Raw genomic sequence first — 14,385 nt, forward strand, 5'->3', positions numbered from 1 at the left:
TCCTTACTCTTCCATCTCTGATAACAGGCGCTGCATTTCGTCCAGGGCCTGGTCCGTCGACGGCCCCTGGGGTTTCTCGATCTGCTCGGCAAGACCGGCGATCGTTGGGTTGTGAAACAGGCTACGCAGCTCGATCCGGATACCGAAACGGCTCTCGACCTGAGTCATCAAGCGCATCGCCAATAACGAATGCCCCCCCAATTCGAAGAAGCTGTTGAACACCCCGACCTGCGGCAATTCGAGCAGGTCCTGCCAGATCTCGGCCAGTTGCTGCTCCAACTCAGTGCGCGGCGCCACGCCCTGTATCGTGACCGGTTGCGGCGCCGGCAAGGCCTTGCGGTCGATCTTGCCGTTGGCATTGAGGGCCAGCCGTGGCTGGGTGATGAAACCCGCCGGGATCATGTAGCCTGGCAACAAGCCTTCCAGATGCCGACGCAACTCTGCCGAGTCAACCGGGTTCGGCGCTTGCAGCCAGGCGAACAAGCTCTGACTGCGCGCGTCGATCATTACCACCGCCTCCTCCACGCCCGGATAACGACGCAACAGCGACTCGATCTCGCCGGGCTCGATGCGGAACCCGCGCACCTTGACCTGGAAATCGCTGCGGCCAACGTAGGCCAGTCGACCGTCATCGCGCCGGCGTACCAGGTCGCCGGTGCGATACATGCGACTGCCAGGTTCATTGGCATACGGGTCGGGCAGATAGACCGCTGCCGTGGTAGCGGCGGCATGCTGATAGCCACGGGTTACCCCGGCGCCCGCGATATACAGCTCACCCACGGTGCCCAGTGGGACCGGCCGCAACATTTCATCGAGTACATAACAGCGTGTGTTGAGCAGCGGCGAGCCGATATCGGCAACGCCGGACGGCACGTCTTGCAGCGCCTGCGTCGTCGACCAGACCGTGGTTTCGGTCGGGCCATAGGCGTTGATCAGCACCACGCCGCGGCTGCGCAGCTCGGTCACCAGCTCAGCGGCAACCGCCTCACCACCGATCAGCCCGCGCACGGGCGGCCAATCGGCCTGCGCGGTTTCCAGCAGGATCTGCCAGCCGGCGGGCGTGGCCTGGAACACGGTCGCGCGGCGCAGCAAGGCAAACAGCTGATGACCATCGACGACCTGCTCGCGACGGGCCAGCAGGATGGCCGCACCATTGACCAGTGGCAGGAACAGCTCCGGCTTGCACATATCGAACGCGTAGGTAGTGCTGGCCAGCCAGACATCCGCGGCGCTCAGTGGCAACTGCCGATCGAGAGCAGCCAACAGGTTGCTCAGGTTCTGGCGCGTGACCTGCACGCCTTTGGGTGTGCCGGTCGAGCCCGAGGTGTAGATCACATAGGCGCGTTGCTCCGGGTGGGTCGCCAGCATCGGATTCTCGACACTGCACGCCTCCAGCGACAATTGGTCGAGCCAGACGTTGTCGACACCGTCCAGCACATCGCCACACAGGCTTTCGCTCAGCACCAGGGTCGGATGCGCATGCTCGATGATGAAACGCAGACGATCCGCCGGGTGTTGTGGATCCAACGGCAGGTAAGCCGCGCCGGCCTTGTGGATGGCCAGCAACGTCGGCAGCAACCAGGGGCCTCGGGTCAAGCACACGGCAATCAGGTCATCCGTGCCGACGCCCCGTGTGCGCAACCAATGGGCCAGGCGATTACTGAGAGCATTGAGCTGGGCATAGCTCAGTTGCTGATCCTGACAGTCGAGCGCCAACGCCTCGGGTGTCAATGCCACTTGGCGCTCGAAACGGGCAATCAGGTCCGCTTCGCGGGGCAAGGCCTCGGCCGTCTGGTTCCAGGGGCGCAGGGCCAGGGCATGATCGGTATTGGCCAGGTCAATGTCCCAGAGGCGCGCCTGAGTGTTTTTCAGCATGCCCTCGAGCAGGTGCAGATATTCGTCTGCATAGCGTCGCGCCGTGCGGTCCAGGAACAGGTCGGTGTTGTATTCCAGCACACATTGCCAGTCATCGCCGTACTGCTCGATGTGCAAGCCGATATCCACCAGGGCGCTGTCGCTTTCCACATCCAGCCGCTGCGTCGACAGGCCCGCGAAACGCGTCTCGCCCGTTGCCGCATCGCGCTGGATCAGGTTGAACAGCGCCTGGAACAGCGGTGTATGGCTGAGGTCGCGGCGCACCTGCAACGCCTCGACCAATCGTTCGAAAGGCACGTCCGCATGCTGCTGTGCAGCCAGGTGCGTGGCTTGCAACTGTTGCCAGAATTGCTCGACCGGCTGCTGGGCATCGATGTGACTACGCAGCACTTGGGTGGTCGCGAAGTAACCGATCAGGTTGTCGGTGTGGGCCTGGTGGCGATGGGCGACCGGCAGGCCGATCCAGATTTCACGCTGACCCGAGTGCCTGGCCAGGAGGATGTTCCAGGCGGCCAGCAGTGGCGCGAACGCCGTCAGCCCGTGGCGTTGCGCGGTGTCACGCACACGCTTAACCAACGTGGCCGGCAGGCTGAAGCGAAGGCGCTGGCCGTTGTAGCCTTGCTCGGCGGGACGAGGCTTGTCGGTGGGCAGGTTCAGCACCGGCGGCTCCCCTTCCAGGGTTCGCCGCCAGTATTCAAGCTGCGATTCGATACGCGTCTGCCCGGCCGGACTCTGCCAACTGGCGGCAATGTCCGAGAACTGCAGCGGCAGTGGCGGCAGGCTGGCGCTGCGCCCTTGCAGCAAGGCCTGGTAAATCAGTTGCAGCTCATGGAAGAAGATTTCCAGCGAACGGGCATCGGCGATGATGTGATGCAAGGTGACCTGCAACACACTGAGGTCCTGGCCCTGATACACACGAACCCGCCATAGCGGCGGCGCCGACAGGTCAAAGGGACGTTGTGCTTCCTGGCTCAGTCTCAGCGCGAAATCCGGAGACTGTTCGTCCATCTCCAGCGGTTCGAAGCTCAACGGCACCGTGGTAGATGCCTCGACAGACTGCCGCGCCCCATCGGACGTTTCGCTGAACACCGTCCGCAGACTGTGCTGGCGGTCGCTCAGTTGCCGCAGCGCCTGCTCCAGCAACGACGGTTGCAGGGTACCTTCCAGACGCAAGGCGAGGGACAAGTGGTAGGCCTGGGTATCCCCTTGCAAGCGGTCCAGGAACCACAGGCGTTGCTGAGTGAAATGCAGTGGTGCCAAAGGTTCCTTGAAAGGACGCAGGATGCTTTCGGCTTCAACGCTTTTCGCCGCCACCTGCGCCGCAAAATCGCGCAGCACCGGCTGCTCGAACAATGTGCGCAACGGCAGGCGCCGGCCATGCTGTTCGGCAATTCGCGCCACCAGGCGCGCCGCCAGCAACGAATGGCCGCCCAGGGCAAAGAAATTGTCGTGCGCGCCAACATCGGTGCAGCCCAGCAGTTCCTCCCAGAGCCGGGCCACCTCCCGCTCCCATTCGCTGGAAAGCGTACCGCGCTGTCCGTCGCGTTGTTGCGGTGCCGGCAGTGCCTTGCGGTCAACCTTACCGCTCGGGCTCAACGGCAGGGTGTCCAGGCGAACGAACTGGCTCGGCAGCATGTAGTCCGGCAATTGCTCGGCGAGCGCGGCGCGCAGCATGTTTTCGTCCAGCGCGTCGCCTGCGTAGTACCCCACCAGGCTTGCGGTTTCACCGCTGCCCAGCAACACGACAGCCGCTTCGCGGACGCCAGGGATACGCGCCAGCAGCGCTTCGATTTCACCCAGCTCGATCCGGAAACCGCGCAGCTTGACCTGGAAGTCCAGCCGTCCCAGGTAGTCCAGGCTGCCATGAACGTTGCGTCGAACCCGGTCGCCGGTACGGTACATGCGGGCACCCGGTACGAACGGATCCGGCAGGAACGCCGCCGCGGTCAGTCGTGCCGCCGCAAAGTAACCCCGACCGAGGTTAGCCCCGGCCAGATACAGTTCACCGGGCACCCCGGCGGCCACCGGCCGCAAATCGGCATCGAGGACATACGCGGCGGTATTGGCAACCGGATGCCCGATCGGCACCTCGACACCAGCACTCTCGCCACCGCTGCGCACTTCAAAGGTGCTGTAGACCGTCGCTTCTGTCGGCCCATAACCGTTGATGACCCTGGCGCCCCTGTTCTCAATCGCTTCGGCCAGCGCACAGGGCAAGGCCTCTCCGCCGGAAATCGCACGCACGCCTTGCCAGCTGCGCGAGGTATGCGCCACCAGCATTCGCCAGGTCGCGGGCGTAGCCTGCATGATTGTCGGCTGCCCGGTCAGCAACAGTTGATCGATCGCCTGGGGATCACGCGCCTGTTCGCGGTCGGCCAACAGGATGCTGGCGCCGTGTGCCAGCGGCAGCAGCAATTCGACGATGGCAATATCGAAGGTCGCGGTGGTCAATGCCAGGACGCGATCCCGAGCCGTCATGGGCACGGCCTGCTCCACGGCCAGCATCAGGTTCATCAGGTTGCCACGGCTGATGGCCACGCCCTTGGGCTGACCGGTGGAGCCGGAGGTATACAACACGTAGGCGAGCTGATCCTCCGCCAATGCCGGGGCCTTGTAGCGGTCGGTGGTGCTCAGGGCATCGATGTCCAGCAACGCCACGCCACTGTTCCACTGCGCCAACACCGCCAGGCTCGCGCCGGTGCCCAGGCACAGTTTGGGTTGCGCCGCCTCGAGGATGTAGCGGCCACGTTCCGGCGGGGTATCCTCAGCCAACGGCACGTAGGCAGCACCGGCCTTGAGAATCGCCAGCATCGCCATGGGCAGGCGAGCATCACGAGGCAGGCTGAGGGCGACACGATCCTCGATGCCAACGCCATGGGCCTGCAGGGCAGCCGCCAGTCGCTCGGCGGCCTGCTCCAGCTGGGCGTAGCTCAGGCGCTCATCACCGGCCAGTATGGCCGTCGCGTCAGGCTGTCGAGCGACCTGAAGCGCAAAGGCCTGGAGAAGATCCTGGTGCCCCGTGACGCCGGGTCCCTCGATCCGGGCCAGGGAGCGTTCCGCAGACTGCCACGCCAGTTCACCCAACGCCCCTTCCGGGTGCTCGATCAACGCCTCGAGCATCGCCAGGTACTGCTCGGCCATCGCCTGGGCGGTCTCTTCGCGGAACAGGTCGCTGCTGTATTGCAAGCTCAGATTGATGCCGTGTTCGCTGTCCCGCACGTCAAGGTGCAGATCACACAACGCGCTGTCCGGACGGTTGTCCAACGGCTCGGCGATCACATCGGTCAGTTCGAAACGCTCCAAGGCATTGCCCGGGAAGTAGTTGAACATGGCCTGGAACAGCGGGTTGTAGCTCACCTGCCGGACCACGCCGAGCTGCTCGATCAAATAATCGAATGGCAGGTCCTGATGGGATTGAACCGACACGGACAGCGCTTGCAGCTCGCTCATCAGCTGCAGCAGGCTACGCCCGCCCGACAGTTTCTTGCGATACACCAACGTGTTGACGAAACAGCCGACCAGGGGCTGGAGTACCCCGTGGTGCCGGTTGGCCACGGGAACGCCGATCAGAATGTCGTCCGCACCGCCGCGGCTGCGCAACAACAACTGGAACGCGGTCAGCATCGGAATGAAATTGCTCCAGCCGTGGCGGGCACTGAACGCGCGCAAGCGTGCCGTCAGGGCGTCGGACAAGCGCCGTTCAACACGCCCACCGGCCTGGCTCGCCTGGGCAGGACGGGGAAAATCAGCCGCGAGTTCCAGCACCGGCAGCTCGCCGGCCAACTGCTCGCGCCAGAACGCCAGTTCCTGTTCGCACGCCTTGCTGTTCATCCATTGGTGTTGCCAGAGCGCGTAGTCGGCGTACTGCATCGAAGGCGCCGGCAGCGTTGTCGCCACCCCTTGCCGCCTGTTGCGGTACTGCGTGCACACCTCATCGATGATCAACTGCAGGGACCAGCCATCGGCCACGATGTGATGGCAGTTCAACGACAAGACAAAAGCATCCGCGGCCAGCCGATAAAGCCTGGCGCGCAGCAGCGGAGCCGTTTCCAGCAAGAACGGCGTCATTGCATCCTGACGCAGTAGCTCGTGCAACGCTTCTTCGTTCGGCACGTCGACCAAAGGCAGCTCAAGCTCAGAGCGGGCCAGGATCAGTTGGCCCGGCCCCTCGGCTTGCTCGATAAACCCGGTACGCAGCACTTCGTGCCGATCCACCACCGCCTGCAACGCAGCCTGCAGGTCGGCGATATGCAGCTCACCGGTCAAGCGAACGGCGCCTGCCAGGTTATAGGCGGGGCTGTGGGGATCCAGTTGTTGCAGGAACCACAGACGCTGCTGGGCAAACGACAGCGGCAGTTTGTCAGGACGCGGCAACAGTGTCGGCGATACCTTTACAGTGCCAGCCTGGTTTTCCAGCCAATCGGCCATGGCGGCGATGGTCGGACGCTCGAACACCACGCGCAGGGGCAAATCCTTGCCAGTGAGTTTGCCGATCAGGCCAATCAGTTGAGTGGCCAGCAGCGAGTGACCGCCCAGCTCGAAGAAGTTGTCCTCGACCCCCACCTGGCCGAGCCCCAACACGCTTTGCCACGCCTCGACCATCTGGCCTTGCAGCTCGCTGATGGGCGCAACATAGCGGGCCTGGCTCTGCGCGGCAAAATCCGGAGCGGGCAAGGATTTGCGATCGATCTTGCCGTTGCCATTGAGCGGAAAGCGCTCCAGGAACACAAACGCGCCCGGTGTCATGTAGTGTGGAAGATGGCCCAGGACATGCTCGCGCAGGGCCTCGATGCTCAGCTGTGCATCGCCCACGACATAGGCCACCAACACCTTGGCGCGTTGCTGGTCGTCGCGGGCGACGACTACCGCTTCCCGGACGCCGGGGTAATGGCTCAGGCAGGCTTCGATTTCGTCCAATTCAATGCGGTGCCCGCGAATCTTGACCTGATGGTCGGTACGGCCAACGTATTCAAGATCGCCGTTGGGCAGGAAGCGCGCCAGGTCACCGGTGCGATAGAGGCGCGAACCATCGTTGGCAATCGGGTCCGGCAGGAACACCGCCGCCGTGCGCGCCGGGTCTGCCATATAGCCGCGTCCGACGCCGACACCGGCGACGAAAATCTCCCCCACCGCACCGGCCGGTATGGGTTGCAGGTCGGCATCGAGCAGGTACAAGCGGTTGTTCAGGGTGGCGCGACCGATGGGCACGTTGATCCGTTGTTCCGGCAGACGTTCGAGCAACGGATGGAACGCGACATCATCGGAGCATTCGGCCGGCCCGTAGGCGTTCATCAATGGGATCGCGGGATAGCGGTCGAACCAGCGACGCGCCAGGGCCGGTGGCAGCGCCTCGCCGGTAGCCAGCACCCAGCGCAGCCGCGAGCGCTCGAGCCCGGCGTCGAGCAGGCTCTGCATCAACGACGGCACGGCTTCGAGGATGCTGATGCCGTGCCGTTCGATGGCCGACGCCAGCGCATCGGGGTCTTGTACGATGCAATCGCCGAGGATCACGGTGCGTGCCCCCAGCACCAGGCCGGCAAGGGTCTGCCAGACAGAAATGTCGAAGCATTGCGGCGCGGTCTGAGCAATGACATCGGACGCATCGAGCCCCAGCCCCGGCAATTTGCCGAGGATGTTATTGAGCATGCCGGCGTGCGCCACCATGGCCCCTTTGGGCGTGCCGGTGGAACCGGACGTGAAGATGCAATAGGCCAACGAGAGGTCGTGGATCGCAAGGTTCAGGTCTTCATCGTTGTAGCTGCTCAATACCGCAGGATCGTAGAGCACCGCTTTGGGACGCTGTTCCAAGAGATCCACTGCCTCCAGCGCCAGCTCGCCCAGCCCCGCGCTGTGAACCAGCAACGGCGTACGGCTCTGGCGCAGGACCTGGGCCAACCGCTGAGGTGGATTGCGCGGGTCAAGCGGCAGCCAACCGGCACCGGCCTTGAGGGTGGCAAGGATCATCACCACCAGGTCCAGGCCACGCTCGTCGAACACCGCGATCAAGTCGCCGGCGTTGACGCCCTGGGCGCGCAGGTGCCGGGCCAGACGGTTGGCGGCGCGGTTCAGTTGATCGAACGTCAGGCTTCGGTCGCCGTGAACCATGGCAATGCGCTCGGGCGTCAGGCGAACCTGTTGCTGCAATCGCTCGATGTACAAGGGTTGCAGCAACTGTTCGTCGGCCGCCAGTCCTCCACCGGCCCAGACCTGATGCTGATGCGCGATTTCACGTTCATCGAGCATCGCCAGGTGGTGCAACGGTGTCTCTGGGTGAGTGTGCAGGGCCGCACCGATGTTCAGCAGCAACGTGCGGAAGTGGCGCAGCATCTGCTCGATTTCTTCGCGCAGAAACCAGTCGGTCTGATAGGTCAATTGCAGATGCAGGCGTTCACCCGGAACGATCACCACCGTGATGGGGTAGTTGGTGTGGGTGCGGTTGGCCATGTCGCTGATCAGGTAATCCAGTTGCCCCTGACGCAAGTCGGCGGCAATGGGCGCGTTCTCGAACACGAACAGACTCTGGAATAGGTCCTGGCGCTGCACTTCGCTCCAGCGCTGGATCTCTGCCAGGGACACGCTTTCGTGTTCGCGCAGGGTCAGGTTCTCGGTCTGCAAGGCCTTCAGCCAGGGGGCCAGCGCGTCATCCGGGCGCACGTTCCAGCGCAGAGGCAAACTGTTGATGAACAGACCGACAATGCTTTCCATGCCTTGCAGGTGAACCGGCCGACCGGCGACCGTAATACCGAACACCAGGTCGCGATCACCACTGTAACGCGCCAGCAGCAAAGCCCAGGCCCCCTGCACCAGGGTGTTGAGGGTGATGCCGTGTCGGGCCGCCGCGCTTTGCAGTGCGAGGGTCTGCTCAAGCTCCAGATGTTCGACACAGTCTTCAACGGGCTCCGCGGCCCCCTGAACCCGGCCGACATGCCCGAAGCCAAACTCGTTGGGGGTGTCGAACCCCGCCAGGCGTTGTTGCCAGAACGCCTGATGGTCTTCCGGCTTCTGGGTTTCCAGCCAACGAATGAAATCGCGATACGGGCGCGGCGCTGGCAGATTCAAACGACGACCTTGCTGGGCGGCCCGGTAGCCGTTGAGGAAGTCCATCATGATGATCGAGAAGCACCAGGCATCCATCAGGATATGGTGATAGCTGCGCACGAACTGGTAGGTATCGGGCGCCAACTTATACAGCCTGACACGCATCAGGGGCGCTTTGGTGAAGTCCAGTCCCTGGGCCCGTTCTTCACTGAGCAAGTGCTCCAGGCGTTCCTGTTGCTCACCTTCGCTCAGATGCGACCAGTCCTCATAGGTAATCGGCAATTCGACCTGCTTGTGCACCACTTGCATTGGACGCTTCTGCTGCTTCCAGACAAAGGAAGTGCGCAGCAACTCATGGCGCTCCACCACCTGCGCCCAGGCCTGACGGAACGCCGCCAGATCGAGATTCGGCAGGACCATGACATGACGGTATTGCAACAGGTACATGCCTTTGCCAGGGTGCAACAGACTGTGAAACAACAATCCCTGCTGCATGGGTGCCAGCGGATAAATCGCTTCGATATTGCGCGAAAGAGCTTTGACCTTGTCGTTCATGCTGACGGTATCCGAACCTGTATGTATGCGTGTATGTATGCCTGTATGTATGGCAACGCAGGGCTGATCACTGCTCGAGCTGCTCGAGCAGACCCAGGAATTCATCGTCGGACAAGCCGGAGTCAGCGAAGTCCGAAGCCGTGGCGCGACCCACCGTGGGCGCCAGGCAATGGTCCAGCAAATCGGCAATGCGCTGCTGGAACTGCTGGGCCAACTTGCCGACCAAGGCCGGCTCGTGGATCTGCGGGTCGTAACGCCATTCGATGTGCAGCCGACCTTCGTTCACCAGCGCGGTGACATCCAGCAGATGCGTGCGACGGGTACTGTCGGCGCGCATGCCGGGGCAGATCGGCCGGGCCAATCGCCACAGGCTGGATGCCTCGAGCCATTGCTCAACCCGTCCCAGGTAATTGAAGGTCAACAGCGAGGCCGTTCCCAGGCCGTGGGCCGGGTCGAGGCGCAGCAATCCATAGCCCAGGCCTTGTTCAGGCAGGCGACGCAGGGCTTCCTTGGCCGCGATGATCGAGTGCTCGGGATCCCACGAGGTGTCGATGGCCAGCGGGTAGCGACTGGTGTGCCAACCGATCGAACGGGACAGATCGGGGCCTTGCTCCCAGCCGCTGCGACCGTGGCTTTCCATTTCCAGGGTGACTCGCTCGCGTCCCTGCCACTGCCCGAGGGTCCCGGCCAGGGCAGCCACCAGCAGATCCTGGACTTGAGTGCCGTAGGCACCATGGCAATCGCCCAACAACAACTGGGTCTGCTCAACGGACAGTTGTGCCTCCAGCGTCCGGCTCTCACCGTACAGACTGACCTGCTCGGGCACCGTGCCCTCAGCCGCCAGTTGCTCACGCCAGTAGTCCACCTGCGCCAGCACCTGCGGGTCACTGCGGTGGCGCTGCAACGCCTCGCTCCACACATGGAAACCTGCCGTGACGGCGGGCAGAACCGCATCCGGTTGCAGGTACAGGCTCTCCAGCTCGTGCAGCAGAACCTGCCAGGACACCGCATCGACCAGCAAATGATGGGCCGTGCAGAGCAACTCCCGGCTCTGGGTGAAATACACCCAGCGGATCAACGGTGCCTGGGCCAGGTTCCAGCCCTGCTGCGAACGTTGCAGCAGGGCTTCGGTCAAGGGTTCTTCCTCCACTCGCAACAGCGCGTTGACCTGATCCTGGGAAAAGCTTTGATAGCGTTGCTGCCAGCCTTGCGAGGACGCTTCAAAGGTCAGGCGCAAGCTGGCATGGCGCTCCAGCAACGTGCCCAGGGCCTGGGTAAACCGTTGTTGATCCAGTGGCTCGTCCAGGGCCAACAGCAACGACTGGTTCCAGTGTTCGGCCAGGTTCTGTCCCTGGGAAAAGAACCATTCCTGAATCGGCGTCAAGGCGAACGCCGTGGTGGGCTCGGCCGGGTGATTGGCGGGCTGCTCGATCGTCGCGCCAAGGTCCACCGCCTGCTCGGCCCAACCGCGCACGGTGGGCGATTCGAAGATCTGTTTGGGCTTGAGCTGCAGGCCTTGTTGTTTGGCTCGGGCGATGATCTGCAAACTCAGGATCGAGTCGCCGCCGACCGAGAAAAAGTTGTCGTCGACCTGCAGATCCGGGTTATTGAGAATCTCCCGGGCGATCTCCAACAGGCGCAGCTCCAGGGTGCGCCGTGGTGTCTGCACCACTCGCGCCAGGGCACGCACCGTCTGTTCGGCGAACAATTGCTTGGGCGTCATCAGGATCTGTTGCTGGCGCGCCAGGGCAATGATCTGCAAGCCGAGAATGGAATCGCCGCCCAGGGCAAAGAAGTTGTCATCGGGCCCGACCTCGGGGTTGCCGAGCATGGCGCGCCAGATGTCCAGTAACGCGGTTTCCACGGCGTTCAGGGGCTGGTCGTCCGACGGCCCTGCCTCATGGGCCGGCGCAGTCACTTGCTCAGCCAGGCGCAACAACGCCTGACGGTCGACCTTGCCGTTGGGCAACAAGGCGAAAGCGTCGAGACAATGCCATTGCGCCGGTTGCATGTAATCCGGCAGTTGCCGTTGCAGGACTGCCTGGATGTCGGCCAGCGCGGCCGGCGGCGCAATCAGGAAGGCGACCAGGCGATTGCCAGACAACGGCGTCGGGCAGTTCAGCACCCTGACGTCGCTGACCTGCGGCATGGCGCGCAATTGGGCCGCAACTTCGGCGGGCTCCACCCGGTAACCGCGGATCTTGACCTGCTCATCGAGGCGGCCGAGAAACTCCATCTGCCCCTGGTGATTGAGCCGTACCCGGTCACCGGTGCGATAACCGTTCTCACCGAAACGTGCACGGTCATCGTCGCTGGCACTCAGATAACCCAGGGCCACGGTCGCTCCTTGAACGTACAGTTCGCCGCTGACGCCTGTCGGCAACAGGCTACCGTCAGGGCCACGCACGCTGACCTGGACGTTGGGCAGCGGCCGTCCCAGTGGCGCGGCGCCACCGGCATCCACCTCATGGGTCAACACTCCGACCGTGGTTTCGCTGGGGCCGTAGTGGTTGACAATGCGCAAATCGGCCTTCAACGCACGCAAGCGTGTCACCAGATCGTGGCCCAAGGCTTCGCCACCGACCACCAGGCACTGTCGTGGCAACAACCGCTGCGGGTCCTTGGCGATCAACAAGGCATTGAGGTGCGACGGCACGATCTTCAACAGATCCACGGGTTGGCGCGCCAGTACCGCTGCCAGCTCCTCGGCATCGAAGGCCAGGTCTTCGTCCAGCAGGCGCAGACAGCGACCGCTCAGCAGTGCGCCGAACAACGCGGTGTGCCCCAGGTCCGTCGCGCAACTGGCCAGACTGGCCAGGCTCGCATCGTCCGGCAGGCCCAGGCGCTCAAGGCAACCGGTCACGTAATGAATCAGGTTGCCCTGGCTGACTTCAACACCCTTGGGCCGTCCACTGGAGCCCGAGGTGTAGACCACGTACGCCGCAAGGTCGGCTGCCAGGGAAGCCCGCAAAGGCGACTCACTGAACAAGGGTGCGGGCGGCAGCGCCAGCCACCGAACCTGCTCGGGCAGCCACTCGGGGCGCTCGCCTTCACTGATCCAGACCTTGGGCATGGCGTCCTGGCAGATGTCCTGCAAACGCGACGCCGGCCACTGCGGATCGAGCGCCAGGTAAGTCGCGCCGCATTGCCAGGCTGCGAGCATGTGCATCACCAACTCACGACTGCGCGGCAAACACAGGGCAATGTGCTCACCGACCAGGCTCGAATCCTGCTGCAAACGTTCGCCACGGGCGACCACGGCACGGCCCAGCTCGGCATAGCTGAGCGTACCCTGTTCATCCTGAAGGGCTATCGACTGGGGCTTGCGCCCACACTGTTCAGCGAACGCCTGCCAGGCGTTGCTGAAGGGAACCGGCATGTCTTCCCCTTTGAGGAACGACTGCTGCTCGGGCGCCAGCCAGTCAAGCTCGGCAAACGGCACCTGGGGCCGTTCGATTGCCGCCAGGGCCAGGGCGACGAACTGATCGCGATAGCGTTCGATCGTTTCGTGGCGATACAACGCCTTGCTGTAGCGCCACCGACATAGAAATCCCTCTTCTTCGTCGATGATCACCATGTTCAACTCGTGGGCCGCGCCTCGCTGCTCCGACAATAAGCGGTCGACATATTGTTCGAAGGGCGCAATGCGTTCCTTGTTCAACGTGAACATGTGCTGGAACAGCGGTGCCCTACCCGCCTGGCGCGGTAGATCCAACTGCTTGACCAGACGCGAGAACGGATAATGACGGTGCTGCAGGGCTTGCTTGACGGTGGCGTCGACCTGCCTGGCCCATTCGCCGCTGGACAACTCCCGACGCAGACGGCAACGAATGGGCAGCGGGTTGACCAGATACCCCGGCAAGTTGACGTGTTCACGGCGCAAGCGCCAACCGCTGGGCGTTCCCAGGACGAAGTCGTCCTGGCCCGACAGCACGCCGAGAAACTGCTGGAACAGCGAGAACCACAACACATAGGGCGTCACCCCCCACTCTCGGGCGACGGCGCGAAACCGTGCCGTGGTGGCCGGGTCAAAGCGGACCGACAACTCACCACCCTTGAATGCCTGGTTGCTGCCATAGGGGAAATCCGTGGGCAGCTCCAAGGCCGGGGCTTCGGTCAGTTGTGCCTGCCACCATGCCAGCTCCACGGGCTCGGCCGCTTCACTGCGGATGTGCAAGTCGCTGCAATAATCGCGGTAGGCATCGGGGTTCACGGCGGGCAGCGGCTGATCGTTGATCAGCGCGAACAGCTCGTTGAGCACGATGTAGAACGTGGCCAGGTCCGCCGCGATGTGATGAATCACCAGCAGCACGGAGTACTCGACATGGCCGTCACGCGCATTGCTGAAGAGGACAACCCGGCTGACGTCTGCGTCTTCCAGCTTGAACGGAAGATCGGCCGCCTCGGTGATGCGTTGCTGCAACATTTGCGCGTCCGCATTCTGCAATGCCACACGCTGCAACGGCTGAACACGCTCGCGGTGGTACCACTGCAGCAAGTCGCCGTCGCGCTCGGCATAGGGCGTGCACAACAACGGATAGCGCTGTTGTACGGTTGCCCAGGCGTCTTGCAGACGCCGGGGCAAGTCCTCGGTAACGAACCGTGGTTTGATTCGTCCGGCATAGGCAATGTTGTAGGCGCAGCTGTCGGGCTCCAGACGCTGGAGAAACCAGAGCGCCTGCTCGTTGTCCGTCAGCGGGCGGGCGTCGAAATAGTCGGGATGCCGTTGCAGCCATTGCCGCACTTCGGCGTCGTGCGCCTGGAGCTGGGCACTGAGTTCTTCATCCAGTGCACTTGACGATCCGTGTGTCACGATCAAACGACCTTCGGCTATCGATAGGCGAATTCCACGCAGCCAGCAGCGATGCATCAGGCGATCGAGCATTTGATGTCCTTCATTGTGCTTGTTCGAAATAG

The 14,385-nt window shown here is 63.2% G+C and carries 2 protein-coding genes; both read right to left on the minus strand.

Annotation, left to right across the window (positions count from 1 at the left end; genetic code table 11):
* Positions 1-3: 3 nt before the first annotated feature.
* A complete protein-coding gene (locus LCU97_RS18000; protein WP_232777369.1) occupies positions 4-9,468 on the minus strand; it encodes a non-ribosomal peptide synthetase in 9,465 nt (3,154 codons plus the stop codon).
* Positions 9,469-9,535: 67 nt separating this feature from the next.
* A complete protein-coding gene (locus LCU97_RS18005) occupies positions 9,536-14,353 on the minus strand; it encodes a non-ribosomal peptide synthetase (protein ID WP_232777370.1) in 4,818 nt (1,605 codons plus the stop codon).
* Positions 14,354-14,385 lie beyond the last annotated feature (32 nt).

Origin of the sequence: Pseudomonas uvaldensis (assembly GCF_021271205.1) — a bacterium.
GTDB lineage: Bacteria > Pseudomonadota > Gammaproteobacteria > Pseudomonadales > Pseudomonadaceae > Aquipseudomonas > Aquipseudomonas uvaldensis.